Source organism: Phytopseudomonas flavescens, assembly GCF_900100535.1.
GTDB lineage: Bacteria > Pseudomonadota > Gammaproteobacteria > Pseudomonadales > Pseudomonadaceae > Aquipseudomonas > Aquipseudomonas flavescens.
The window spans coordinates 371,084-395,510 of record NZ_FNDG01000001.1 but is presented as its reverse complement, the minus strand read 5'-3'; the positions used below and the strand labels follow the sequence as shown (position 1 = coordinate 395,510).

The window sequence follows — 24,427 nt, the reverse complement described above, 5'->3', positions numbered from 1 at the left end:
GCGTGATGAGTACCGACACTGCACCGCTCGCCGGCCTGCGCATCATCGAAATCTCCGCGTTCGTGGCCGCGCCACTGGGGGCCATGACGCTGGCCCAGCTGGGCGCAGAGGTGATCCGGATCGACCCACTTGGCGGCAACATCGATTATCACCGCTGGCCCCTGGCGCCGAGCGGCGAGAGCATCTACTGGGCCAGCCTGAACAAAGGCAAGCGTTCGGTCACCCTGGCCCTCGATACGCCTGAAGGCCAGGCCCTGGCCACGCGCCTGATCTGCGAGCCGGGAGAGGGCCGCGGCATTTTGCTGACCAACCTGCCGGCCCGTGGCTGGATGAGCTATGACGCGCTGTCGGCTCAGCGCGAAGACCTGATCATGCTGCGCCTGACCGGCAACCACGACGGCAGTGGCGCGGTGGATTACACCGTCAATTGTGCCAGCGGTTTCCCCGCTGCCACGGGCGATTCGCCCGAGCCGGTCAACCATGTGCTGCCTGCCTGGGACGTTGCCGCCGGGCTGTACCTGGCCAGCGGGCTGCTGGCTGCCGAGCGGGTTCGCAGTCGCCAGGGCATTGGCCAGGAGGTCACCCTGGCACTCTCCGATGTGATGCTGGCCACGGTCGGCAACCTGGGTTACCTGGGCGATGTGCAGGTCAATGGCGTTTCCCGCGAGGCCATCGGCAATTACCTGTACGGTGCGTTCGGGCGCGACTTCGCCACGGCCGATGGCCGCCGGGTGATGCTGGCGGCGATCTCCAACCGGCAGTGGCGGGCCATCGGCACCGCCACTGGCCTGGCGGAAAAGCTGGACATGATCGGCGCGCTGATGGAGGTCGACATGCGCGACGAGGGCGGCCGTTACACGGCCCGGCATGCCATCGCGGCGGTTCTGGAACCCTGGTTCGCCGCCAGAACGCTGGCCCAGGTCGAAAACCTGTTCGAAGGCCGTGGTGTGCTCTGGGGCCCTTACCGGACTTTTTCCCAACTGCTTGCCGAAGATCGCCGCTGCTCGACGGCCAACCCTTTGTTCGAGACCGTCATGCAGGCCGGTATAGGTGAGCTGCTCACGCCGCGCAACCCGCTTCGTTTCAGTGCCAGCGGTACGCCTGGCGCTGCGGCGTCGCCCATCCTGGGCGGGGATAACCAGCGGGTATTCGGTTGGCCCCGGTGAGCGGCTAACGAATACGTCCCAGGTATTCACGCCTGTCGACCGTCTGGTCACAGGCAGGCCTGGCTCGAGTGGCTGGCCACTGGGGCGGGCCGTGATGAGTTCCAGTACGCCACAGGCATTCGGCGCCGCACTCCACGGGCACTCCTCCTGCGTCTGGCATGGCTAGCGAGTGTTGGGCGGGCCGGGTGTCCGGCAGCGTCGCATTCAGTCCCCGGTCAATCGGCCAGCAATTCGTCCTTCAGCCGATGCCGCTCGGGCGACTGGTGTTCGCGTCGACCTTCACTTCATGGCGGATGCGCCTGGGGCGAGCGTCCATGACGATGACCCGATCGCCGATGTAAAGCACCTCTTCGACCTCATGGGTGACCATGATCATGGTGGTGCGCTGCTGCATCCAGGTGCGTTGCAGTTCGAGCATCAGCTGTTCGCGGGCGTCGCGTGGAGCGCGGCGAAGGGCCCGTCCATCAGCAGCAATTGCGGGTCGTGCAGCATGCGGGCGATGTTCGGCATGCCGGATAACCCGCCGGGCAACTGGCTGGCGCCTACGCGGGCTTCAGCGCTACTCCCATGGTGGGTCTCTATATATTCAAATAAAGAATAACCATCTTAAAAAAAGTGATTTTACGAAATAATCAGTAACCCTCATTCTTGCCCTCACCAGACAACTGGAATTCCGTTTTGCTTAGACCGGCTCTAAGTCGGTACTTCCAGGAGTCTGTTGGTAATGGGTAATCTTCAATCCTCCGTGCGTTCCACTACAGCCTGGCAGCAGGCCCGTGTGCCCGGAGAGGTCTTCGACCTCGGTGTACCCCTTCGCCAGGCGCTGGGTACGCTGCGGCACGCCCCCCATGCCTCGCATCCCGTCCTGGGGCGCCGTGAAGCGATTCTGCTGGGTACGTTCGCGCTGGTGCTGCATGCCGCGGTGCTGGTCTGGCTGAGCCAGCGGCCCGAGCCGGTGTTGCCGGAAGTACCGGTGGAAGTCCCGCCGATGACCATCGAATTCGCTGCCCCGACGCCGCCACCGGAGCCGGTGGTCGAGCCGCCGCCGCCCGAACCTGTCGTCGAGCCACCACCGCCGGTGGTCGATGAGCTGGCGGTAAAGCCGCCTCCCAAACCGGAACCGCCAAAGCCCAAACCGCAGCCGCCGAAACCCAAGCCGGATCCCAAGCCCGTGCCGAAACCGGTCGAGCCTGCGCCTGCACCACCCAAGGCCGAGGCGCCGCCGGCACCGCCTGCGCCTCCGGCACCCAAACCGGTGACCGAGACGCCGCCGTCCGCCAACGCCGCCTACCTGCGCAACCCGGCGCCGGAATATCCCTCCCTGGCCCAGCGCCGTGGCTGGGAAGGCACCGTGCTGTTGCGCATCCGGGTGCTGGCCAACGGCAAGCCGGGCGATATCCAGGTGCAGACCAGCAGTGGCCGTGACGTGCTCGACCAGGCCGCCGTGAAAGCGGTGCAGCGCTGGAGCTTCGTTCCCGCCAAGCGGGGCGATGTCGCTCAGGAAGGCTGGGTCACGGTACCCCTGGACTTCCGCCTGAACTGAAGCGCACGACAACAGCTTTTTCCACGAGTCCGGAAAGCCCGGGCCCGAACCCTGTCATCGACCTACCGTTTTCCGAGGACCGCACCATGAACCTGCTAGTCGATTCCCCCCTGCAATCGGTCGAACATGCCGTCATCTGGCTGCTGATCGGCTTCTCCGTGGTCACCTGGGGCCTGGCCCTGATCAAGGCCATCCAGTTCGCCCGCCAGCGCCATCAGGACCGCAAGTTCCAGAAGCTGTTCTGGTCGGCCACCAGCCTCGATTCGGCCGCCGAACTGGGGCACAACCAGCCTGGCGCGGTGGCCCACGTGGCCCAGGCCGGTTTCGCCGCCATTCAGGTGCCGGACGGCCAGCAGCCGGGTGACCTGAGCCAGGCGATCAACCACCAGGACCGCCTCGAGCGCGCCCTGCGTCAGCAGATCCAGCGTGAGCGTCGCTCCCTGGAATCGGGCCTGGCGGTGGTGGCCTCCATCGGTTCCACCTCGCCCTTCATCGGCCTGTTCGGCACCGTGTGGGGCATCATGGAAGCGCTCAAGGGCATCAGCGCGGCGGGCAACGCCAGCCTGGAAACCGTGGCCGGCCCGATCGGCGCCGCGCTGGTCGCCACCGGTGTGGGTATCGCCGTCGCGGTGCCGGCGGTGCTGGTCTACAACTACTTCCTGCGTCGCCTCAAGCTGACCGCCGCGGATCTCGATGATTTCGCCCATGACTTCTACAGCCTGGCGCAGAAGAGTGCCTTCAAGGTCATCGTCCACCCGGGTGGCAAGCGCGGCGGCATCGTCAGCGGTCAGCCCGTGAAAGAGGCGGTGTGACATGGCCTTCTCGACCCAGGACAACGACGAAGTCCTCAGCGAAATCAACGTCACGCCGCTGGTCGATGTGATGCTGGTGCTGCTGGTGGTGTTCATCGTCACCGCGCCGCTGCTGACCAACTCGATCCCGATCAACCTGCCGAAGACCGAAGCCGTGGCCCCAGCCGATCAGAAGGACCCGCTGGTGATCAGCATCGACGGCGACGGCAAGCTGTTCATCAACAAGGACGAGATCCAGCCGGAACTGCTGGAAAGCAGCCTGATCCAGGCCAAGGCCGACGACGCCGAACTGAAGGTGCAACTGCAGGCCGATGATCAGGTGGACTACGGTTCTGTGGCCAAGGCCATGGCCGCCATCGAGCGGGCCGGCATCACCAAGCTGGCGGTGATCACCGCTCGCTGATTCGGCGCTGACCCGCCCCAGCCGACAAGGGCCTGCAGCGATTGCTCAGGCCTTGTCCGTTTTCGATCCTCCCCAGGGTCTGTTGGCGGTTCACGCGCAGCTCGCGCTGAACCGTCAACAGACCCTAGCCCGACCAGCGTCCCATGCATATCGATCTTCGCCAACTCCGCCATTTCGTCGCCCTGGTCGAGCACCGCAACTTCACCTCGGCCGCCGAGGCGATGAGTATCTCCCAGTCGGCGTTCAGTCGCAGTATCCAGGCGCTGGAGCAGGGCTTTGGCGCACGCTTGGTGGACCGCACCCGCAACCTGGAGCCGACTCGCAAGGGGCGGCTGGTGCTGGAGCATGCCAGGCGGTTGATCGGCGATGCCCAGGCGTTGCTCAACGAGGTTCGCCAGTTCAATGAGCAGGATGCCGGCGAAGTTCGTTTCGCCTGTGGTCCCGCCCCGGCTGCCTGGCTGATGCCTCAGGCCATCGGCCTGTTCAACCGGCGTCTGCCCAAGGTCCGCCTGCGTTTTCAGGTGGATAACTGGCAGGCATTGGGGCAGCGTCTGCTGGCCGAGGAGTTCGAGTTCTTCGTGGCCGACAGCCGTAATGTCGAGATCGACCCGGACTATCAGGTGCAGCCGCTCAGCCAGCACCGCTGGGGTTTCTGCTGCCGTCAGGAACATCCACTCGCCGTGTTCGATGAAGTCACGGTCGAGCAACTGCTCGGCTATCCGGTAGCCGGTACGGTGCGCCCGCCGAACTTGCGCAAGGCGCTGGTCGAACTCAGCGGCAAGCCGGATTTCCAGACCAGCATCGAGTGCGAAAACGGCTACAGCCTGGTGGCCGTGCTGCAGCATTCCGATGCCATCGGCACCACCAACGTCAGCGACAGCAACCCCCACCTCGGCGCTGGCGGTCTCAAGCTGCTCAAGGTAGCCGGCCTGGATATGCAGGGTGAAGAGTTCCATACCCACTACGGCATCATCAGCCGTGCGGGCTATCGTTTGTCCTACCCGGCACAGTTGATGATCGAGAGTTTCCTCGAAGCCGATCGCCAGCTCCAGGCGCGCGAAGGGCGACGACCTTGAGACGAGCGGGGCTGCTGGCCAGCGTGGCGCTGTTCGCCGCCTGTAGCCAGTCGCCGCTGCTCTTCACTGACGGCATCGAGTTGGCCGCCAAGGCCCGGCAGCTCGACGCCTATCCGCTTCGCTCGACCTCCTTCGCGGGCGGTGTACGTGGCCTGGCTGACGTGGTGTATGCCAGGCACGACGGCTTTCGGCCGCTGACCCTGGATCTCTATCTGCCGCCCGAACCGCTGCCCGTTGCCGGTGCGCCGCTGATCATCTATGTGCATGGCGGCGGTTGGGCCGGTGGTCATGCCAGGGCCAGTGGTGCCTTCAGCGACTTTCCCGGGGTGCTGGCCCGCTTTGCGGCCCGTGGCTATGCGGTGGCCTCGATCAATTATCGGCTCAGTGGCGAGGCCCGTTTTCCGGTACCGCTGGACGATGTACGAACGGCCGTGGCCTGGTTGCACAAGCAGGCGTCAACCTATGCCCTGGATACCAGCAGGGTCGCGCTATGGGGCGGTTCCGCGGGCGGGCATCTGGCTGCGCTGGCAGCATTGCAGTGCACCTCCCAGTGTCCGAAGGTGCTGGTCAGCTGGTACGGTGTGCATGACCTGCAGGCGCTGCGTGATACGCCGGATTATCTGGCCATCAGGAGCGCCGCGGGACGGCTACTGGGCTGTGAGCTGACGCATTGCGATCTCGCCGTTCTGCAGGCGGCTAGCCCTGTCGGGCGTTTGCAGGGGCGGGGGCCGGCGACCTTGCTGATCCATGGTGATGCCGACCGCGTCGTGCCCTACGAGCAAACGTTGCTGCTGGCCGACCGCTTGCGTCGACAGGGCGGGATGGTGCGCAGCCTGGTCGTTCCCGGTGTCGGGCACAGCCTGGTTGGCGCTGATCAGGCCGCTACCGCGGCAGGCAACAAGGCCGCCCTCGAGGCGACCCTGGAGTTTTTGCAGCAAAATCTCTGACGCCTACAAACGCACGACTCGAAACTCGCTGATCAACTGGCGTGACCACACCAGGCGAAAGCCAAAATACCCCGGCGGCGGCAGGCCGTCGTGGCGGGCCTGAAAGAAGGTGTTGCCGTCGACCTGATAGCGGGTGCCTCCGACGTCCACCTCAATGGCGATCCCATAGGTGCGGTTGGCTTCCAGCAGGTGCGCAGTGTCCGCATATTCTCCCAGCAGCAGACGCTGGCCGCTGCCGTCGTAACGGCGAAAGCGGGTGGTGCTGTTGTAATTTCCGCCCATGCCCACGTAGTAGAGGTCCAGATCGTCGTAGTCGTCGAGCGCACCGTCGCGGGTGAAGGGGGTGGCCTGCCGTGGATCGCGTGCCGCCCAGAACTGGTTGAGGTCCGAGAGGCGGTCGTTGGGACCGCCTTCGAGCAGCACGCTGCGCCGGAACTCGATGCGGTAGGCGCCCTGCAGCGGCTGCCGCAGCCAGACGGTCACGCCCCTGGGGCTATCGATCAGCAACTGGCCTCGTGCAGCGCTGACGCGGGTGGTCGGGGCCTCGGCCTCGATGTGCCAGCGTTGGGCGCACAGGTGGGTGAAGGGGTCTTCGAACAGCACCTCGGGCGGTTTCGCATCGTCGCTGGAAGGCTCGGTGCAGGCGGGTAGGGGCATGGGCAATTCTCGCAAGGGGGCGGAGGCGCCGGCCGCACCGGCGCCCGTGTTCAGGCGTCTGGCTGCGGCGGGCCGGCCAGGGCCAGCAGGGCCATGGCGGTCAGCCCCCATTGGGCGACGGCATTGGTCGACAGGTTGGCGCTGGCGCTGCTGCCCGAACGCTGGTCGATCAGTGACAGCGGCTCGGCCTCGCGCAAGGGATACAGGTAGGCCGGTGTCGGCACCTGGCGATAGGTGCGGTTGGGCCGTGGGATGCCACCTTCGCCCTTGCGGAATTCCTGCCAGGCACGCCGTTGCAGGGCCGTGTCGTGCAGGTGGTAGCCGGCGAAGGCAGTCAGCCGCGCATGGGCCTGGGCCAGGTTGCTGCGGCCCAGTGCCTGGCCGAGGGCCTGGCGCTGCTCCTCGGCGCTGGCGTTGTACAGGCGGCAATAGTCCAGCCAGGCCCGCTCGAAAGCCGGCTCGGGCAGCAGTTGCAGCAGTTCGGTGCAGATCTCCGCGAGGCCGAACACCGCGCTCAGGTGCAGTACGTAGAGCTGGCCACTGTCGTTGCGCTCGAAGCGACCGCTGGCGATGTGCAGGTCCGCCGAGCCGCTGAAGAAGCCATGGGGCTGGGCGGCGATGCCCTGCATGCTGGTGAGCAGGCGCTGGCGGATCGCCGCGTCGCCGGTGCGCTCCCATTCGGTCAGCCAGGCGGCGGCAATGGCGCCCCAGTCGATGCCGAAGAACAGGTTGACCTTGTCCGGATCCCTGGCCTTGCGCTGGCCGATCTTGCGCGCCGGGACCACGTCGCGCAGGGTGCGCAGGGCCTCGACCTGCTCACGCAGCAGGTCGCCGGTGCGTTCGTCGGCGGTCAGGTAGTAGAGGAAGCGGCGGTTGGCGGCGGTGGAGACGCGCAACTGCTTGGCGCTGTCGCCCCAGTGGCGCACGTTGTGGCGCGAGCCGAGCGGCGCGAACGGGCCGAGGTGGTGCACGTCCACCTCGCCGGTGTGCCGGGTCATGGCCTCGGCCATGCGGAACACATCGGCGCGGCCACTGCGCAGGAAGTAGTACCACAGCCACAGGTCGGTGGAGAGTTCCGAGTTGTCCCAGGCGTAGCCGCCGACGTCGTAGCGCCACACGTGGCGGTCGCCGTCGTAGGTGTGCATGACGTCGCCGTAGTCCCAGAAACCGTACCATTTGCGCTGCTCGACCTCGCTCTTGTAGAAGTCGAAGTACCAGGCCAGTTGCCGCTCCAGTTCGTCCTCGCCCGGGCGTCCGGCGCGCAGCGGCGACCATACCGGACCGAAGGCCCCGGCGGCGTGCAGGCGCTGCGGGCTGGCCAGCAGCAGCGGCGGTTCCTGGATGCGCGCGGCAATGGCCAGCAAGCGTTCGCTCGACGGCGTACCGTCGAGCACTTCCAGTTGCAGTTCGCTGGTCCGCGCCACGCCCTTGGGCGAGCCGAAGCCGGGCTCGTAGTCCTCGTAGGTGATCTCCAGCGCTTCGCGCTGCCGGGCATGGGTGTCCTGGCCGAGACCATCGTGGTAGAAGCGCAGGTCCATCGGCTCGGCCTGCGGTGCCCAGAGCCACAGGGTGACCCGCGCCTGATCGAGATGGGCGTCCTCGATGTCCAGCTGGGCCGGGTAGCTCTGCCAGAAATTGCGCAGGCCGAAGGCCACGCCACCGTTCGGCGTGCCGAGGTAGCCGACGCCGGCGGCGCGGTCGCCGCTGGCCACGTGGACCCAGCCCTGGCCGCTGGCGGTGCGTTTGGCGATGCTGTAGGCGTCGGGATGGGCCTGCAGCAGCCGGTAGCTGCCGAAGGCGGGGATATAGCCCAGGCCTTCGGCCACGGGCGAGACCAGTGGCCCAGTGGCCTGGCCTGCCAGCTGCGCGTCGACCACCCCGGGGCCCGGGTCGCGACGCAAGCCGCTGAGGCCGCGTACCGCTTCGCGCAGCAAGCCGCCATTGGCCGACACCAGGCGCACGTGGCGGTCATGCAGCGGGGCGTTCAGCGGCACGCCGAAGCGCAGGCCGATGCCCTTGATGAAGTCGCGCCGCTCGTCGGCGTCGTAGACGAGGGTGTGCATCAGCCGCACGGCAGCGCAGCCGGCGTAGAAATACAGGCGCACGGTGAACGGCAGCAGCGGCGGCAGGCCCGGCGTGTCGCTGTGGTGGCTGCCGCGCAGGGCGATCACCGCGCGCACCGGGCCACGCTGCTCGATCGTCACCTGGGCGATACGGCTGCGATAGTGTCGCGTCAGCACCTCGTCGCCATCCGGATCGCCTTGTACCTGCAGCATCAGCTCGCCGCCGAGCAGCGCCGGCTGGTCCTGACGCAGGATGCGTTCGATCAGCTGCGCACCGCTTTTGCGCATCACGCAGACCAGGGCGCCAGTGTCGACGGTGATGCTGTCTGCCGATTCGCTGACCAGCGAGGCGTCGCCAGCATTGCGCGCCGGCACCGGTTGCAGGCCATAGTGCTGGCTGGGCGCGGCATGCGGTGCCAGGGCGTGGCCCGACCATTTCAGCGAGCCGTCCGGCCACCAGGCCAGCGGCCAGCTCTGCAGGGGCAGGGCGCGGCCGGCCGCATCGCGGATCTGGAAATCGCTGTCGCCCGGCACCTGGCCCCGGGGCCAGGGTGTGCCCCAGGTGACCCCGGCGAAGGCGCTCGACGGGTTGCCGGCCAGCCAGTGCAGTGAGGCCCCGGCGATGGAGGCCGCGTCCTGCTCGCGTGCGGCCAGGGCGTCGCTCGCCAGCCAGGGTGCGGCCAGGGTGGCCAGGCTAGCGCCCTTGACGAAGGTGCGGCGGGAGAAGGTCAGTTTGTCCATGGTCATTCCGGTTGTCGGCGACACGCTGCAAGCGCCAGGTCAGAAGCGGGCTGCCGTTGCTTGCGCTTGCCGCTCGAGGCTTGCGGCTGTTCTTAGAAGTCGTAGCCCAGGGTCACGCCCAGGGTGCGGGGTTCGCCGCGGTTGCCGTAGACCTCGCCGTAGCTGCCGGCGCTCAGGGTGCGGTAGTAGGTCTTGTTCAACGCATTGTTCAGCCAGACCGAGGCGTTCCAGCGGCCGTCGTCGTGCTGGCCGCCGAGGCCGACCGAGAGGTTGAGCAGGCCGTAGCCGGGGATGCGCGTGTAGCGCGAGTTGTCGACCGTGCCGTAGGCCCAGGAGCGGTACGCCCAGCGAGCCTGGACGAAGGCGTCGAGGCCGTCTCCCACGCCCCAGTCGTAGCGCCCGGTGAGGTTGTAGGTGACCTTGGGTGAGCGGAATACCGTTTCCCCGGACAGGTCGCAGGTGGCCGGGGCGTTGCCGGCCAGGGTCACCTCGGCCGGGCAGCGGGCGTTGTCGAACTCCATGTAGCGGGCGTCGAGCAGCGTGCCATCGAGGTTCAGGCTCAGGCCGTCGACCGGGTACAGGCCAATGGCCGCGGCGATGCCGCGCGAGCGGATGCTGCCGGCGTTGATCAGGTAGGAGGTCTGGAACTCCTCGTCGTAGGCATTGGTCTGGAAGTCCTTCACGCGCGACCAGAACAGCGCCACGTCGGCGCTCAGGCGCTGGTCGAACCACTGGCTCTTGATTCCCAGTTCGGCGCCACGGGTGGATTCGGGGAGGATGAACAGGCTCTCGGTGCCGGCCCGCCCGGCGGCGCCGGAGGAGATGTTCAGGCCGCCGGCCTTCTCGCCGTAGCCCAGGGTCAGGTAGCCCTGCACGTCGGGCAGGAACCAGTAGCTGAAATTGAGCAGCGCCGAGGGCAGGAACTTGCGTTGCACCAGCTCGCCGGAGTCGAAGTCGTTGCGGTTGACGCGCACGAACGAGCCCTGCTTGCGCTGGTGGGTGCCACGCACCCCGGCGGTGATGTCGAACCGGTCGGTGACGTGCCAGGTGCCCTGGGTGAACAGCGAGAAGATACGCTCGTCGATCTCGCCCCAGCGCTGCACCAGCTTGCCGTTGAGGGCGCGGTTGCCGTACCAGGTAGCGGCCTGGTCGTTGTCGGCGTAGTAGTCGTGGGCGTAGGTATCGAGGTTCTCGCCGAAGTAGAGCACGCCCAGGGCGTAGTCGAAGTGTTCGCCACGGGGCGAGTCCAGGCGGATTTCCTGGGACCAGATGCGGTCGCGCACGTCGGCGCCGCTGTTCGCGTACAGCGGGATGTCCAGGGTGTCGGTGGTGCTGGGCTTGTAGCCGAAGTAGCGGAACGCGGTGGTCGAGCGCAGGTTGTAGCCGCCGTCCAGGATCCAGTTGGCCTCGGCGGACACGCCGCCCTGCTGCAGGCGGGTGTGGTTCTCGTCGTCGGTATTGACGCCGCCCACCACCGGGCTGGCCCCGGCCCGCGCGGCGCGTTCGAGGAACAGGTCGCGGCCATTGGTCAGGTGGGTGGATTCGAGAACCGACACCGGCGCGTTGCGGGCGTCGTTCCAGTCGGCGATCAGGCGCAGGCTGAAATCCTCGGCCGGCACCCAGAGCAACTGGCCGCGCACGCCGTCCTTGATGCTGCCGCCCAGCTCATGGCCGCTGTACTGGTTCTTGACGTAGCCGCCACGCTCGCTGTGGGACAGGTTGATACGCCCGGCCAGGGTCTCGCTCAGGGGGCCGGAGAACATCGCCTGGGTCTGGGTCAGGCCGCGCTGGCCGAGCGACTGACGGATCGAGCCCTCGGGCGTGAAGCTTGGCTTGCGCGAGCGGATGTCGATGGCGCCGCCGGTGGTGCTGTAGCCGTACAGCGTGCCTTGCGGGCCGGCCAGCACGGTCGCGCTTTCGATATCCAGCAGGTCGTTGGAGAGCATGCCCGGGCGACTGAGGTAGACGTTGTCGAGGAACAAACCGACGCTGCTGGGCATGCCGATGTTGATCTCGGTACCGCCGCCATCGCCGATGCCGCGCACGGTCAGGCGCGTATCGAAGGGGTCGACCACCGCCACGTCCAGGCCGGGCGCCAGTTGCGGCAGGTCTTCCAGGGATTGGATGCCCTGGCGCTCGAGTTCCTTGCCATCGATCAGCGTGGCGGCGCTGGGCGTGCGCTGCGGGTCCTGCTGCAGGCGCTGGCCGTCGACGCGCACGCTGTTCAGGCGCGGCGTGTCCGCACTGCCGTCACGGGTTTGCGCCAGGAGCAGGCCCTGGGGCAGGGTCAGGGCCAATGCCAGGGCGATGCGGGAAAGCGGGTAGGGCAGGTGCTTCATGTCGTTTCCTTGCTGCGTGCATGTGTCGCCCGCCGCCGGGCGTAAGGGCGGTGGGGCAGGCAGGGGTGAAAAAACTCAGGGTCTTACGGCGGAGCGTTCGAGAAAACGTCGGTCGAGCCAGTCATCGAGGTCCACGGGACGGCGGATCAGCCTGGCCTGCCGGGCGATGCGGATAGCGTCGCGCAAGTGCCCGACGAAGGCGTCGTCCAGTTCCGGGGACAGCAGCTGGGCCAGGTCGGCGCCCTCCAGCTCGGCGCGCACCAGGCTCTGCGGATAGCCGCTCTGGTCGGCCTGCAATTGGATGTAGGCCTCGCGGTTGGCCGGGTCGGCGGCCCAGCGCACGGCCTCGCGTTGCACCGCGACCAGGCGTTGCAGCCAGTGCGGGTGGCGGCTGGCGAAGCGCTCGCTGGCCAGTACCAGGCCGCTCAACTGGCCAGCGCCATGGGCTGTGTCCCGGGTCGACACCGGCAGGTCGGCCAGGCCGCGCTCGGCCAGCGCCAGGGCGTTGTGCCCGCCCCAGGTAGCGTCGATGTGGCCGGCGGCGAGGGCGGCGCTGGCAGCGGCGAAGTCCAGGTTGATCACCTGCAGGTCGCGTTCCTCGAGGCCGCTGGCGTGCAGGGCGCTGATAAACGACAGCTGCGCCGCGGTGCCGCGGAACAGGCCGACGCGCTTGCCCTTGAGGTCGGCCAGGGTGTGGATCGACGAGCCCGGGCGCACCGCCAGGTAGTGGTTCACACCGCGGGCGGCTGCGGCGATCACCCGGGTATCCAGGTTGCCCGCCTTGCCGACGATGCTGGCCAGGTCGCCGAGGAAGGCGACATCCACCTGGCCATTGGCGAACGCCTCGTTGATCACCGGGCCGGCGCCCTTGACGAACACCCACTGCACCTCGACGCCCTCGTCGGCGAACGCCCGTTCCAGGCGTTGCTGCGCGTGCAGCACATCGACCAGCCCGCCACCCGCCGGCCTGCCGCCCGCACCGATGTCGGACACCGCGATGCGGATCTGCCCGGCCGCCAGCACGCCCTGTGCCAGGCACAGCAGCGCCAGCAGGGCGACAGCGGCGGGCAGGCGGCGCAGCAGGTGGGGACGGCGTCGGAAGACGGCCATGGTCGATACTCCGTGAACGAGACGACGCCGGGGCGGCGATGGGCACGGACGATCAGGCAAAATGCCTGGGTAAACTAATAATAAAAAATGATTTATCCAGTCTCGAATGGCATAAGCGTGGGGGCACGTGGCCTGCCGCCATTATGTGCGGGCAGCAAAAAAACTATGCCCGAAATGCATTGGCGCCAACTTTGTCGGCAGCGTTGAATGCCCGCCGCTCTCGCTTCGCCCGCGCCGGGCCGAGCCGGCCGGTGCCACTCGGGCCGGGCATTCCGGTCGCCGCTGCAGCGCGGCTTGATCCGCGCAATTGGCGTGCGACGCGGTACGTCGCCCGGGCGCTCCTGTGCAGCGCAGAAACCTGATGGCCGGTTACATTGGCACGCCTTTCGGATCGTTCATGTCCAATTTGCCTCTCCACGCTGTTTCCCGGGAGCGCCCGGCCCTGGCCCTGTTGTCGTGGATCAGCCTGGCCCATCTGCTCAACGACCTGCTGCAGGCGGTACTGCCAACGCTGTACCCGACGCTGAAAGCCGAGCATGGCCTGAGCTATGGGCAACTGGGCCTGCTGACCCTGGTGTTCCACCTGGTCGGCGCCCTGGGCCAGCCACTGATCGGCTACTGGGGGGATCGTCGCAGCCGACCCTGGCTGCTGCCATCGAGCATGTTGTGCATGGCCGCCGGCCTGTGGCTGCTGGCCGGGGTCGGCTCCTTTGCCGGGCTGGTGGCAGTGGCGGCGCTGGTCGGGCTCGGCTCGGCGATCTTCCATCCCGAAGCGGTCCGTGCCTGTCGCCAGGTGGCGGCCGGGCGTTTCGGCCTGGCGCAGTCGTTGTTCCAGGTGGGCGGCAATATCGGCTCGGCGCTGGCCCCTTTGCTGATCGCCCTGGTGCTGCTGCCCGCCGGCGCAGACGGCCTGCGTGGGCTGGCGCTGCTGGCCTTGCTGGGGTTCATCCTGCTGCTGTGGGCCAACCGTGAACTGGGCCGCCAGCTCGACGCCCGCTCCCATCGGCCGCCGGCCGGCGTCGCGGTGTTGGCGATGGCGCGTCGGCGCCTGCTGCCGGCGATGCTCCTGCTCAGCCTGATGATCCTTTCCAAGTATGCCTACCTGGCGGCCATGGCCAATTTCTACAGCTTCTACCTGATCGAACGCTTCGCCCTGAGCGTGGCCGCGGCGCAGGTGCAGCTGTTCCTGTTCCTCGCCGCGGTGGCCGTGGGGACGCTGCTGGGCGGCCCCCTGGGCGACCGCATCGGCCAGCGCCGAGTGATCCTCCTGTCGCTGCTCGGCAGCGCTCCCTTCACCCTGCTGCTGCCGCATGTCGGATTGGCCGGCTGCACGGCGGTGTCGATGGCGAGCGGCGTGCTGCTGGCCTCGGCCTTCCCGGCGATCATCGTGTATGCCCAGCAACTGTTGCCGGGGCGGGTTGGCCTGGTGGCCGGCTACTTCTTCGGCCTGACCTTCGGCATCAGCGGCATCGCTGCGGCGGCCCTCGGCCTGCTCGCCGATCGCTGGGGCGTTCAGGCATTGTTCCTGACGGTGGCCTGCCTGCCGCTGTGCGGCCTGCTGGCGCTGTGGTTGCCGCGAGCGCCGGGCGACGGCGAGGGATAATCGCGTCCGGCCACACCAACCCGTCATTACAGGCCGGCGCGCAGTGGCCGTCCAATGCCTTCGGCTCATGGTTTTTATGCCCACGGTGTATGCTGCGCCAACCCGCGTGACGGGTGATTTATTCCAGAATGTCGCTGGGAAACCGATTTTTATTATTTAAGTGACAGATGCTTCCTGTGTCTTCATGGCCAGCCACGGCGCCACGCGTCGCTGGCCCCGAACAACCTGGAGCATCGATACCATGAAGCGTGCATTGACCATCCTCCTGCAACGTGCAGTGCTGCCGGGCCTGCTCGGCCTGCTCGGCCTGCTCGGCTGCCTCGCCGGTAGCGGCGCCCTGGCGCAAGCGCCGCTCAAGGAAATCCGCATCGCCGTGCCGGACCTGAGTACCGGCAATACGCCCAGTGGCGGGGGCGTGGTGGACGTGCTGCGCGCCCAGCAGATACTCGAGCGGGAATTCGCTGCCGACGGCATCGCCATCCAGTGGCGTTTCTTCAAGGGCGCCGGGCCGGTGGTGAACGAGGCCCTGGCCAACGGCCAGGTGGATTTCGCCTATCTGGGTGATCTCGCGGCGATCATCGGCAAAGCCAATGGCCTGGACACCCGCCTGCTGAGCGCTACCGCCCGCGATATCCGCCTGTATCTGGGCGTGGTGCCGGGCTCGACGGTGAAGACCCTGGCCGACCTCGAAGGCAAGCGCGTGGCGATCTTCCGCGGCACCGCCTACCAGTTGTCGTTTGCCCAGGCGTTGGCCAGCCAGGGGTTGCGCGAGCGCGACCTGCAGGTGGTCAACCTGGACGGCAACGCCGCCTCGGCCGCGCTGGCGGCACGGCAGATCGACGCCACCTGGGGCGGCGCCAACCTGATTTCGCTGCAACAGCGCGGCCTGGCGCACTTGCCGCTGAGCACCGACGACCTTGGCGGTGCGGGCAGCGTGCAGGCCATGCTGGTGGGCACGGGGGCCTTCGTCGACGCCCATCCCGAGGTGGTCGAGCGTTTGCTGCGGGCCCAGCAGCAGGCGGTGCGGTGGCTGCGCGACAGCGCCAACCAGCAGGCCTATGTGGCGCTGCTCGCGGATCTTTCCGGCTACCCACGCACCCTGCTGCAGCGTGATCTGGAGCATAGCGACGTGCGGCGCATGTTCGACCCGCGCCTGGATGCCGACTACCTGGCGCGCCTGCAGGCCGGGGTCGACCTGGCGGTGCAGCAGCGCCTGGTGCGCAAGGGCTTTGCGGTGGCCGAATGGGCCGCGCCGGGCTTTCTCGAGGCAGCATTGCGCAGCGCACCCGGGGTCACCGCGCAGCGCTGAGCAGAGGGCCGGCTGCCATACGCGCAGCCGTCGAGCGGGCGGTCGCCAGCTAAGCCGCCACCGCCGCGGCCTGGTCGCATTGCTTGACCAGGTCGATCATCGCCCGGGCTGCCGGTGACAGCCGGTAGCCGGTGCGGGTAACGATGCCGCAGTGGGCCTGCAGGGTCATGCTCGGGGGCAGGTTGCGCAGTTGCAGGCGCACCAGTTCGCCTTGCGCCAGAGCCGCGCCCAGCGCCTCCAGCGGACCGACGCCGATGGCATCGGTCTGGCGCACGATCTGCTCCAGCAGCGGGAAATGCTCGCACTCGATGTGCTGTTCGAAACTGGCCTTGCCACTGAGGTTGGCCAGGGCCTTGCGTGTTCCCACGGGAATGCGCACGGCGGCCAGGGGGTAGTCGAACAGGTCGTTGGTCGACAGGCTCTCCTTGGCCACCAGCGGGTGCGTGGCGCGGCAGAAGAACGCGGTCTGGCGGGGCGTCAGGGCGTGGGTCTGGAAGTTCGGGTCGGCGAGGAAGGGGCGGATGTCGGCCAGGAAGAACTCGATCTCCGCGCGGCTCAGGCTGCGCCCCAGGCTTTCCCAGTTGTTGACCAGCAGGCGGGGGCGAATGCCCGGGTAGCGGGCCATGAAGCGCATCAGGCTGTCCGGCACCAGCCGCGCGGCCGGTACCGGGCCGGAGCCGAAGTGCAGCTCGCCGGCGTCGAGCTGGCTCATCTGGCTGACTTCGTTGGCCAGGTTGCTGGCGCCCTGCACCAGCGCCAGGGCGTGCTGCAGCACCACCTGGCCCTCGGGCGTCGGTCGCAGGTCCTTGCTGCCGCGATCGACCAGCTGGCAGCCGAACTCGTGCTCGAGCCCCTGGATGCTGCGGCTGAACGCCGGCTGGGTAATGTTCATGGCCTCTGCCGCACGCACGAAGCTGCGGTGCTGCGTGAGGGCGATGAAGTAGCGGAGCTGGCGCAGATCCATGATGCATTCCCGGCATGTGAAAAATAGGTTTTAGGCATTTGCGGATGCCCAGGGCGCTGGTTTTAAATGCAAGCTCTTATTCCGTCAAACGCATTTAAATTATTTATATAGAACTCTATTGAATATGTCCCGTCAGCGATTCACCAGGACGCATCCATGAACATCCCGACCCGCGAGTCGCCGCCGGTCGATCCGCTGCCGATGAGCGCGCTCCCGTCAAGCCCCTTTCCGAGCGCCTTCGCCTTTTCCAGTGGCGCGGCCTGACCCCGCGCTACGACTTCCGAACCCGGAGATCACACCATGAGCCAGACTGCCATCGCCCCCGTACTTGACCACTCCCTCGACCTGATTCCCGCCGCCGGCCGCATCGGCGCCGAGGTACGTGGCCTGCGCCTGTCCGCCACCCTCGACCCGGCCAGTGTGGCGGCGATCGAGCGAGCGCTGTTGCGCTACAAGGTGCTGTTCTTTCGCGACCAGACCCTGGATGACGCGCAGCAGGAAGCCTTCGCCAAGCGCCTCGGCGACCCCGTGGCCCACCCTACCGTACCGGTGCGTGATGGCAGCAGCTATCTGCTCGAACTCGATGCTGCGCGTGGCGAGAGGGCCAATACCTGGCATACCGACGTGACCTTCGTCGATGCCTATCCCAAGGCTTCGATCCTGCGCTCGGTAGTGGTGCCGGCTGTGGGGGGCGATACCGTATGGGCCAATACCAACACAGCCTACGAGGATCTTCCCGGCGCGCTGCGTGCTCTGGCCGATACGCTGTGGGCGGTACACAGCAACGATTTCGACTATGCGGCGAAACGTCCGGATGCAGACCCGGTACGTCTGCAGCAGTACCGCAAGGTCTTCGCCTCGACGGTTTACGAGACCGAACACCCGCTGGTACGCGTGCACCCCGAAAGCGGTGAGCGCAGCTTGCTGCTCGGTCATTTCGTCAAGCGCATCAAAGGCCTCTCCCAGGGCGATTCGCAACGCCTGTTCGAGGTGTTTCAAGGCTATGTGACTCGCCTGGAAAACACCGTGCGCTGGCGCTGGCGCACTGGTGACGTGGTGATCTGGGACAACCGCGCGACCCAGCACTACGCGGTCAACGACTACGGTGACCAGCCTCGCGTGGTGCGCCGCGTGACGCTGGCCGGCGACGTACCGGTGGGCACGGACGGCCAGCGCAGCAGAACCATCAGCCAATCCTGATCCCTGCCTGTCAGGACAACTCCCCCGAGGCCGACGACCATGACCCAGACCGCCCACGTGCCGCTGCCGGCAGCCAGCCCTGAAGATTTCCGTATCGAACCGCAACAGGCCCCGCTGGGCGCCGTCGTGCACGGCCTGGATGCCCGCCTGGCACCAAGTGCACAGCAGATCCTGCAACTCAAGCAGGCCCTGCGCGATCACCACATCCTGATCTTCCGTGGCCAGCGGCTCGACGATGGGCAATTCCTGCAATTCAGTTCCTGGTTCGGTTCGGTATTCCAGCCCCATGTGGATTTCCCGGTGCTGTCTTCCGGGGCCGACGGCAAGGCGCCGGAGATCGTCAAGGTGGCCAATGCCGAAGATGGCGAACTGGGCAACGGCGAGCTGTCGGCCCACTCCGACCATCAGTGGACGCCCACCCCGTCGAGCGGCTCGCTGCTGTACGCCCTGGAGGTGCCGCAGCAGGGTGGCGAGACGGTATGGACCAACCTGGCCCTGGCCTACACCACCCTGGACGCCGCGACCCGTGCCGAGATCGATGGGTTGCGCCTGATCAACTACAACCCCTTCGTGCGCCTGCGCAGCGGCGATTACGGACGCATGGGCGCGATCACCTACCGCACGCCGGACATCCAGCCGATCCAGGGCACCGAGCACCCCCTGGTGCGCACTCACCCGGAGAGCGGCAAGCGCCTGCTGTTTCTCGGTGCGCGCACGGAAGTGGAGCTGGTCGGCGTCGAGGCGGAGCGGGGGCAGGAACTGATCGCCCGCCTGCGCGAGCACCTGGCCGGGCCGGCGCTCTCCTACACCCATCGCTGGCAGGTGGGCGACATCGTCTATTGGGACAACCAGGCCACCCTGCATGCCCGCAAGGCGTTCCCGGCCGAGCAGCGCCGGCGCCTGCTGCGCGTCAGCCTGGCCGGCAGCCGGCCGTTCTGAAGTTGCCGCGGCGCGGGCGAGGCTGGCCAGGGCCCTGGCACTTTCACCCGCTGCGTTCCCGTCAGGTGCCGATCGAGTCGCGAATGGCACTGCTCCTTCGGGGCGCGAATAAGGCACGACGCCGCCGTTCGTGCCGGCAGGCTTGCGCCGACGAAGCCTTTGGTCAGAAGGGGGCGATTGGTTCGGATTACGACAGCATGTGACCTTTACCGCTTCACTAGCGAATGCTAGTTTTCGGTTTGGAAAATGTCACATAACTGTCACATTCGCGCTGCCCATAACAACAACAGGAGTTCCTGGATGTTCGCCTTCTTCCGTCCTGCCGCGCATCGGCAGCCCCTGCCCGATGACCAGATAGACAGCACCTACCGACGCCTGCGCTGGCAGATCTTCGCCGGGATATTCATCGGCTATGCCGGCTATTACCTGCTACGCAAGAATTTCTCCCTGGCGATGCCCTACCTGATCGAGGAACAAGGCTACAGCCGTGGTCAGCTTGGCGTGGCGATGTCTGCCATCGCCATCGCCTACGGGCTGTCGAAGTTCCTCATGGGCCTGGTCTCCGACCGCTCCAACCCGCGCTATTTCCTGCCGTTCGGTTTGCTGGTGTCGGCAGGCGTGATGTTCGTTTTCGGTTTCGCGCCCTGGGCGACGTCCAGCGTGACCATGATGTTCATCCTGCTGTTCATCAATGGCTGGGCGCAGGGCATGGGCTGGCCGCCCAGCGGACGCACCATGGTGCACTGGTGGTCGCAGAAGGAGCGCGGCGGGGTGGTGTCGGTGTGGAACGTCGCCCACAACGTCGGCGGTGGGCTGATCGGGCCATTGTTCCTGGTCGGCATGGGCCTGTTCAACGATTGGCATGCGGCGTTCTACGTGCCGGCGGCGGTGGCCCTGCTGGTGGCGTTCTTCGCCTTCGCCACCATGCGCGATACCCCGCAGTCGGTGGGTCTGCCACCCATCGAGCAGTACAAGAACGACTATCCCGAAGGCTACGATGCCAGCCACGAGCAGGAATTCAGCACCCGTGAGATCTTCGTCAAGTACGTGTTGCGCAACAAGATGCTGTGGTTCATCGCCCTGGCCAACGTGTTCGTCTACCTGCTGCGCTATGGTGTACTGGACTGGGCGCCGACCTACCTGAAAGAGGTCAAGCACTTCACCGTCGACAAGACCTCCTGGGCGTATTTCTTCTACGAGTGGGCGGGTATCCCCGGCACCCTGTTGTGCGGCTGGATGTCGGACAAGGTGTTCCGGGGCAACCGTGGCCTGACCGGCGTGGTGTTCATGGGGCTGGTGACGGTCGCCACCGTGGTGTACTGGCTCAACCCACCGGGCAACCCGGCGATCGACATGGCCGCGCTGTTCTCCATCGGCTTCCTGATCTACGGCCCGGTCATGCTGATCGGCCTGCATGCCCTGGAGCTGGCACCGAAGAAGGCGGCAGGTACCGCCGCAGGGTTCACCGGCCTGTTCGGTTACCTGGGGGGCTCGGTCGCCGCCAGTGCGGCCATGGGCTACACCGTCGATCACTTCGGCTGGGACGGCGGCTTCGTGTTGCTGGTCGGCGCCTGTCTGCTGGCGATCGTTTTCCTCTTGCCGACGCTGTGGCACAAGCAGACGCCGAGCAAAGCACGCGTCGATTAGGCGCTGTTCACGCTCTTTGCAGGCCAGGGCAACAGATGACGGTGATGGTCTTTCGTGGGAGCGCGCCATGCGCGCGAAATCGCGGGCGTGGCGCGCTCCCACAATGGGTCATCGAACGGCCGCTTTCGCCCCCCTTTGCCGCCATCGCCGGCCATCTATCGCCTAAGGATCATGAACAGCTTCTTACAACGGCGCTGGCGGCCACGAGGCTAGGCCCGGCCTCCGGCTCGAGCGCTACCAGGCGATGGAGGCCAGCGGCAGGTCTTCCACCCGGGGCGCCGGCGCGCGGTACTCGCCGTCGCCGGTGAGCTGGAACAGCAGGTCTTCGCGCAACTGGTGGAAGTCGTAGCTGCTGCGCTGGCGCGGGTGCGGCAGGTCGATGTCGACGATGCGCTTGATCCGCCCTGGCCGCGGTTCCATGACCACCACGCGGTCGGCGAGGAAGATCGCCTCCTCGACGTCATGGGTGACCAGCAGGCTGGTGATGCCGGCGCGGGCGCGAATGGTCAGCAGCTCTTCCTGCATCTGTTGGCGGGTCAGTGCGTCGAGGGCCCCGAACGGTTCGTCGAGCAACAGAATGCGCGGGCTGCACACCAGGCCGCGGGCGATGGCCACGCGCTGCGCCATGCCGCCGGAGAGCTGGTGCGGGTAGGCGCGCTGGAAGCCATCCAGGCCGACCAGCTGGACGAACGCCTCGACCCGGCGCAAGCGCTCGGCCTGGGTCAGGCCTTCATTGACCAGGCCCAGTTCGACGTTCTGCTGCACGGTCAGCCAGGGGAACAGGCGGTGTTCCTGAAAGACGATGGCGCATTCGCTGCCGATGCCGTCTACCGCCTTGCCGTCGACCTGGATACTGCCTCGGAACTGCCGGTCGAGGCCGATCAGCAGGCGCAGCAGGGTGGACTTGCCACAGCCGCTGGAGCCGAGGATGGCGATGGATTCGCCTTCGGCGATCTGCAGGCTGAATTCACGGATCGCTTCGAGCTCGCCGCCGTTCACGGGAAACAACTTGCCGACGTTGTCGAAGCTGACGATGGGGGCGGTCATGCGGTTCTCCAGCGCGTGGCTCGCGCTTCGATCAGGTGGCCGAGGTGGTTGAGCAGGGCGCCGGTGATGCCGATCAGCAGCATGCCGGCCATCACCTGGTCCATGCGGAACAGCTGCTGGGCACCGATCATCAGGCTGCCGATGCCGCCGTTGGAGGGCATGAAGTACTCGGCGCCGATGGTGCTCAGCCAGGCGAAGATCAGCGCCAGTTTCAGCCCGGCGAAGATCGCGGGCGCGGCCCCGGGCAGCACCAGCCGCAGCAGGCGCTGGCGGGCGTTCAGGCGCAGGGTGCGGGCGGCCTCGTCGAGTTGCGGCGACAGGTTGGCCACGCCGCGCTGGGTGGCGATCAGCAGGGGGAAGAAGGTGGCCAGGCTGACGAATACCACCTTGGCCAGTTCGCCGAGGCCGAACCAGGCGGTGAGCAGCGGCACCCAGGCGAAAATGGCGATTTGCCGCAGGGCGCTGAGCGTTGGCCCGAAGAGCCGTTCGGCCGGGCGCCAGAGGCCGAGCAGCAGGCCGCCGAGCAGGCCCAGGCTGGCGCCCAGCAGCAAGCCGCCGAGGGCGCGGCCGAGGCTCTGCGCCATGGCCTGGGTCAGGCTGCCGTCGAGCAGGCCCTGCCAGGTGGTACGCAGCACGTCGAGCGGGGCGACCAGAATGTTCGCGTCTACCCAGCGCGCCATCACGGCGGCTTGCCACAGCGCGGCCAGGCCGAGTGGCAACAGCCAGGCCTGCAGGCGCGCCCAGCCCTTCGCCCGGCCGTGCAGGCGCAATTCCGCCGCTGCCGGGTGCGGCCAGTGGATCAGGCGCACGTCGAGCCACTGCACGCCGCGGTCGAGGACGATGCCGAACAGGCCGATCACCAGGATGCAGACGAACACGATGTCGAGCATGAACAACTGGCGTCCCCACACCATCAGGTAGCCGATGCCCTCGCTGGAGGCCAGCAGTTCGACCGCCAGCAGCGACGACCAACCGGTGGCCAGGGCCAGGCGCAGGCCGGCCATGAACGAGGGCAGGGCGGCGGGAATCACCAGCCGGGTGACGCGCAGGTGCCAGGGCAGGCGCAGCACCGCCGCCGCCTCGCGCAAGCGTGGCTGGGCGTCGCGCACGCCGACCAGGGTGTGCACGGTGATCGGCACGATCACCGCCTTGATCAGCACCACCAGCTTGAGCGCTTCGCCGATGCCGAACAGCAGCATGAACAGTGGGATCCAGGCCAGGGTGGGAACCTGCGCCAGGGCGGCGAAAGTCGGGTAGACCAGGCGCTCGGCCCGCGCACTGGTGCCTAGCAGGGTACCTAGCAGTATGCCGGCGCCGACCCCGCCGAGCAGGCCATAGGCGAGGCGTTGCAGGCTGATGGCGAGGTTGAACCAGAGCTCGTCACGCGCCAGTTCCAGCAGGGTCTGCCAGACCAGCGCCGGGGTCGGCAGGATCTGCTCGCTCATCCAGCCGAACCGGCTGGCCAGGTACCAGAGCAGCAGCAGCCCGGCCGGCAGCAGCCAGGGCAGCAGGCGCTCGGCGGATAGGCGCGGGCGCCGGGCATCGGCCCGGGACAGGCTCAGAGCGGGGGCGCTCATGGCAGCCTTGCGCCGGTGCGGGTGGTGTCAGGACGGAGAGTTATTTTCTGCATAAAGGCCGGAATATAAATTCGATCGAGATATATGAGGTGCTATTAAAGGAACCCCGTCCCGCCGCGGCCAATGCATTCGCCACATAGTTTGCATGCCCCGTGTGCATCACTCGGCCTTGCCCGTGGCGTCGTAACGCGGCCAGCGGGCCTGCAGGTTCTGGCGCTCGATGGCCTGTTCGACGAAGCGTGGCTCGAACCAGCCATCCACCTCGAAGCCACGGCGAACCAGGCCCAGGGCCTTGGCCTTGTCGACGCTGTCCTGGTAGCTGTGGCGCAGGAACGCGTCCAGGCGCGGCGAGGCGCGGAACGCCAGGTCATCGTCGCGGTACTCGCGAAGGTACAGTTCGGCCGGCACCGCGCTCTGCTGTGCCAGCAGGTCGACGTAGGCCTGCAGGTGGGCCTCGTCGGCGATCCACGCAGCGTTTTCCACCAGCACGTCGACCAGTTTCTGGGTCGCCTGCGGGTAGCGCTCGATGAACGCCTGGCTGGCGACGATGCCGGTCTGGGTGGTGGCGGTGACCGGCAATTGTTTGGTGCTCACCGGAAACTCGATGCCCTGTTTGCCCAGTGCCAGGATGCCCATGCCCGACCAGGCAGCGTCGATCTGCCGGCCCGCCAGGGCCGCCCGGGCGGCGCTCCAGTCCAGGCTGACGATGCGCAGATCGCGCTCCTTCAAGCCGGCGGCGGCCAGCACCCTGGCGAAGGACAGCTGGTCGGCGGTGCCGCGGTATACCGAGACGCGCTTGCCCTTGAGGTCCTGCAGGCTCTTGATCGCCGACTCCGGAGTGGCGGCCAGGTACATGTTGGCGCCCCGGCCACCGAGGATCAGCCGGGTATCCAGGCCCGAAGAGCGGCCGATGATGGCCGCCAGGTCACCGAGCCCGGCGACGTCCAACTGGCGGTTGGCGAAGGCTTCGTTGACTGCGGGGCCGGCGCCCTTGAAGAAGTGCCACTCGACCTTCACCCCGTCGGCGGCGAAGGCCTGCTCCAGTTGCTGGCGGATATGCGCCAGGCCGAGCACGCCGGAGGCGAAGGGTTTGTCGCCAGCGCCCTGGTCGGGGGCGCCGATACGGATCACCGTCGGCTGTTCGGCGGCCTGGGCGAAGCAACTGGCGGTGGCCAGCAGGGCGGCGCACAGGAGGGTGGTCAATCGGCTCATGAGGTGTTCTCGGCTGGTGATCGTGGCGGTCATTTCACGAATCCCCCGGGCGGCTGGCAAACGCAAAGGGGG

The 24,427-nt window shown here is 67.2% G+C and carries 20 protein-coding genes; 11 read left to right on the top strand and 9 right to left on the bottom strand.

The genetic code is table 11. The annotated features are described in order from the left end of the window. The first annotated feature begins 5 nt into the window (after window positions 1–5). A complete protein-coding gene (locus tag BLR94_RS01870) occupies window positions 6–1,166 on the top strand; it encodes a CoA transferase (RefSeq protein WP_084305713.1) in 1,161 nt (386 codons plus the stop codon). Between the two features lie 238 nt (window positions 1,167–1,404). On the opposite strand, the gene BLR94_RS01865 is transcribed toward BLR94_RS01870, so the two are convergent. After that, window positions 1,405–1,584 carry a hypothetical protein gene (locus tag BLR94_RS01865; RefSeq protein WP_084305711.1) on the bottom strand — a complete coding sequence of 60 codons (180 nt, stop codon included), beginning with the start codon at window positions 1,582–1,584 and terminating at the stop codon, window positions 1,405–1,407. 306 nt (window positions 1,585–1,890) lie between these two features. On the opposite strand from BLR94_RS01865, the gene BLR94_RS01860 reads away from it, so the two are divergent. The 5 genes from BLR94_RS01860 to BLR94_RS01840 all read left to right on the top strand — a co-directional run bounded on the left by BLR94_RS01860 (window position 1,891) and on the right by BLR94_RS01840 (window position 5,947). Further along, window positions 1,891–2,709: an energy transducer TonB gene (locus tag BLR94_RS01860; protein ID WP_084305710.1), complete on the top strand. Its 819-nt coding sequence runs from the start codon at window positions 1,891–1,893 to the stop codon at window positions 2,707–2,709. An 86-nt stretch (window positions 2,710–2,795) separates the two neighbouring features. Further along, entirely contained in the window at window positions 2,796–3,521 is a 726-nt protein-coding gene (locus BLR94_RS01855) for a MotA/TolQ/ExbB proton channel family protein (RefSeq protein ID WP_084305708.1), read from the top strand. Window position 3,522: 1 nt separating this feature from the next. After that, entirely contained in the window at window positions 3,523–3,924 is a 402-nt protein-coding gene (locus tag BLR94_RS01850) for an ExbD/TolR family protein (protein WP_075929518.1), read from the top strand. A gap of 143 nt (window positions 3,925–4,067) precedes the next feature. Beyond that, window positions 4,068–5,000 (top strand): LysR family transcriptional regulator, encoded by a 933-nt coding sequence (locus BLR94_RS01845; RefSeq protein ID WP_084305706.1) that lies wholly within the window; start codon window positions 4,068–4,070, stop codon window positions 4,998–5,000. Next, on the top strand, window positions 4,997–5,947 hold the full coding sequence (locus tag BLR94_RS01840; protein WP_084305704.1) for an alpha/beta hydrolase: 951 nt from the start codon (window positions 4,997–4,999) through the stop codon (window positions 5,945–5,947). Before BLR94_RS01845 ends, BLR94_RS01840 begins: the two co-directional genes overlap by 4 nt. Before the next feature lie 3 nt (window positions 5,948–5,950). On the opposite strand, the gene BLR94_RS01835 is transcribed toward BLR94_RS01840, so the two are convergent. The 4 genes from BLR94_RS01835 to BLR94_RS01820 form a co-directional block, all read right to left on the bottom strand. Then, entirely contained in the window at window positions 5,951–6,604 is a 654-nt protein-coding gene (locus BLR94_RS01835; RefSeq protein WP_084305702.1) for a DUF6250 domain-containing protein, read from the bottom strand. Between the two features lie 50 nt (window positions 6,605–6,654). Then, window positions 6,655–9,408: an exo-rhamnogalacturonan lyase family protein gene (locus BLR94_RS01830; RefSeq protein ID WP_084305700.1), complete on the bottom strand. Its 2,754-nt coding sequence runs from the start codon at window positions 9,406–9,408 to the stop codon at window positions 6,655–6,657. A 92-nt stretch (window positions 9,409–9,500) separates the two neighbouring features. Next, complete coding sequence (locus tag BLR94_RS01825) at window positions 9,501–11,747, bottom strand: TonB-dependent receptor (protein ID WP_084305698.1); 2,247 nt, start codon at window positions 11,745–11,747, stop codon at window positions 9,501–9,503. 75 nt (window positions 11,748–11,822) lie between these two features. Beyond that, window positions 11,823–12,857: an ABC transporter substrate-binding protein gene (locus tag BLR94_RS01820; protein WP_084305696.1), complete on the bottom strand. Its 1,035-nt coding sequence runs from the start codon at window positions 12,855–12,857 to the stop codon at window positions 11,823–11,825. Window positions 12,858–13,254: 397 nt separating this feature from the next. Here BLR94_RS01820 and BLR94_RS01815 point away from each other — a divergent pair, with 397 nt between their 5' ends. Together BLR94_RS01815 and BLR94_RS01810 are read left to right on the top strand one after the other, a co-directional pair. Continuing rightward, window positions 13,255–14,460, top strand: a complete 1,206-nt coding sequence (locus BLR94_RS01815; RefSeq protein ID WP_084305817.1) for an MFS transporter — start codon at window positions 13,255–13,257, stop codon at window positions 14,458–14,460. A gap of 241 nt (window positions 14,461–14,701) precedes the next feature. Next, window positions 14,702–15,769 (top strand): ABC transporter substrate-binding protein, encoded by a 1,068-nt coding sequence (locus BLR94_RS01810; RefSeq protein WP_084305694.1) that lies wholly within the window; start codon window positions 14,702–14,704, stop codon window positions 15,767–15,769. Between the two features lie 49 nt (window positions 15,770–15,818). Here BLR94_RS01810 and BLR94_RS01805 read toward each other — a convergent pair whose 3' ends face one another. Further along, on the bottom strand, window positions 15,819–16,733 hold the full coding sequence (locus BLR94_RS01805) for a LysR family transcriptional regulator (RefSeq protein WP_084305692.1): 915 nt from the start codon (window positions 16,731–16,733) through the stop codon (window positions 15,819–15,821). 300 nt (window positions 16,734–17,033) lie between these two features. Between BLR94_RS01805 and BLR94_RS01800 the strand changes: the two genes are divergently transcribed. From BLR94_RS01800 to glpT, 3 genes are all read left to right on the top strand, one after another. Continuing rightward, a complete protein-coding gene (locus tag BLR94_RS01800; RefSeq protein WP_084305690.1) occupies window positions 17,034–17,933 on the top strand; it encodes a TauD/TfdA dioxygenase family protein in 900 nt (299 codons plus the stop codon). Between the two features lie 39 nt (window positions 17,934–17,972). After that, a complete protein-coding gene (locus tag BLR94_RS01795; RefSeq protein WP_084305688.1) occupies window positions 17,973–18,872 on the top strand; it encodes a TauD/TfdA dioxygenase family protein in 900 nt (299 codons plus the stop codon). 300 nt (window positions 18,873–19,172) lie between these two features. Then, window positions 19,173–20,519 (top strand): glycerol-3-phosphate transporter, encoded by a 1,347-nt coding sequence (glpT, locus tag BLR94_RS01790; protein WP_084305686.1) that lies wholly within the window; start codon window positions 19,173–19,175, stop codon window positions 20,517–20,519. A gap of 234 nt (window positions 20,520–20,753) precedes the next feature. Here the strand turns inward: glpT and BLR94_RS01785 are convergent, their stop codons facing one another. The 3 genes from BLR94_RS01785 to BLR94_RS01775 all read right to left on the bottom strand — a co-directional run bounded on the left by BLR94_RS01785 (window position 20,754) and on the right by BLR94_RS01775 (window position 24,355). Then, a complete protein-coding gene (locus tag BLR94_RS01785) occupies window positions 20,754–21,566 on the bottom strand; it encodes an ABC transporter ATP-binding protein (RefSeq protein ID WP_084305685.1) in 813 nt (270 codons plus the stop codon). Beyond that, window positions 21,563–23,143 carry an ABC transporter permease gene (locus BLR94_RS01780; RefSeq protein ID WP_084305683.1) on the bottom strand — a complete coding sequence of 527 codons (1,581 nt, stop codon included), beginning with the start codon at window positions 23,141–23,143 and terminating at the stop codon, window positions 21,563–21,565. The genes BLR94_RS01785 and BLR94_RS01780 overlap by 4 nt, the downstream gene beginning before the upstream one ends. Window positions 23,144–23,302: 159 nt before the next feature. Further along, entirely contained in the window at window positions 23,303–24,355 is a 1,053-nt protein-coding gene (locus tag BLR94_RS01775; RefSeq protein ID WP_084305815.1) for an ABC transporter substrate-binding protein, read from the bottom strand. Window positions 24,356–24,427: the final 72 nt, after the last annotated feature.

Bases quoted from the DNA above. Each gene is read 5' to 3' on its own strand.
- BLR94_RS01870 (WP_084305713.1), top strand. From the start codon at position 6: ATGAGTACCGACACTGCACCGCTCGCCGGCCTGCGCATCATCGAAATC.
- BLR94_RS01845 (WP_084305706.1), top strand. From the start codon at position 4,068: ATGCATATCGATCTTCGCCAACTCCGCCATTTCGTCGCCCTGGTCGAG.
- BLR94_RS01785 (WP_084305685.1), bottom strand. From the start codon at position 21,566: ATGACCGCCCCCATCGTCAGCTTCGACAACGTCGGCAAGTTGTTTCCC.
- BLR94_RS01865 (WP_084305711.1), bottom strand. From the start codon at position 1,584: ATGCTCGAACTGCAACGCACCTGGATGCAGCAGCGCACCACCATGATC.
- BLR94_RS01810 (WP_084305694.1), top strand. From the start codon at position 14,702: ATGAAGCGTGCATTGACCATCCTCCTGCAACGTGCAGTGCTGCCGGGC.
- BLR94_RS01820 (WP_084305696.1), bottom strand. From the start codon at position 12,857: ATGGCCGTCTTCCGACGCCGTCCCCACCTGCTGCGCCGCCTGCCCGCC.
- BLR94_RS01805 (WP_084305692.1), bottom strand. From the start codon at position 16,733: ATGGATCTGCGCCAGCTCCGCTACTTCATCGCCCTCACGCAGCACCGC.
- BLR94_RS01800 (WP_084305690.1), top strand. From the start codon at position 17,034: ATGAGCCAGACTGCCATCGCCCCCGTACTTGACCACTCCCTCGACCTG.
- BLR94_RS01780 (WP_084305683.1), bottom strand. From the start codon at position 23,143: ATGAGCGCCCCCGCTCTGAGCCTGTCCCGGGCCGATGCCCGGCGCCCG.
- BLR94_RS01825 (WP_084305698.1), bottom strand. From the start codon at position 11,747: ATGAAGCACCTGCCCTACCCGCTTTCCCGCATCGCCCTGGCATTGGCC.
- BLR94_RS01775 (WP_084305815.1), bottom strand. From the start codon at position 24,355: ATGAGCCGATTGACCACCCTCCTGTGCGCCGCCCTGCTGGCCACCGCC.
- BLR94_RS01855 (WP_084305708.1), top strand. From the start codon at position 2,796: ATGAACCTGCTAGTCGATTCCCCCCTGCAATCGGTCGAACATGCCGTC.
- BLR94_RS01835 (WP_084305702.1), bottom strand. From the start codon at position 6,604: ATGCCCCTACCCGCCTGCACCGAGCCTTCCAGCGACGATGCGAAACCG.
- BLR94_RS01815 (WP_084305817.1), top strand. From the start codon at position 13,255: ATGTCCAATTTGCCTCTCCACGCTGTTTCCCGGGAGCGCCCGGCCCTG.
- BLR94_RS01850 (WP_075929518.1), top strand. From the start codon at position 3,523: ATGGCCTTCTCGACCCAGGACAACGACGAAGTCCTCAGCGAAATCAAC.
- BLR94_RS01860 (WP_084305710.1), top strand. From the start codon at position 1,891: ATGGGTAATCTTCAATCCTCCGTGCGTTCCACTACAGCCTGGCAGCAG.
- glpT (WP_084305686.1), top strand. From the start codon at position 19,173: ATGTTCGCCTTCTTCCGTCCTGCCGCGCATCGGCAGCCCCTGCCCGAT.
- BLR94_RS01795 (WP_084305688.1), top strand. From the start codon at position 17,973: ATGACCCAGACCGCCCACGTGCCGCTGCCGGCAGCCAGCCCTGAAGAT.
- BLR94_RS01830 (WP_084305700.1), bottom strand. From the start codon at position 9,408: ATGGACAAACTGACCTTCTCCCGCCGCACCTTCGTCAAGGGCGCTAGC.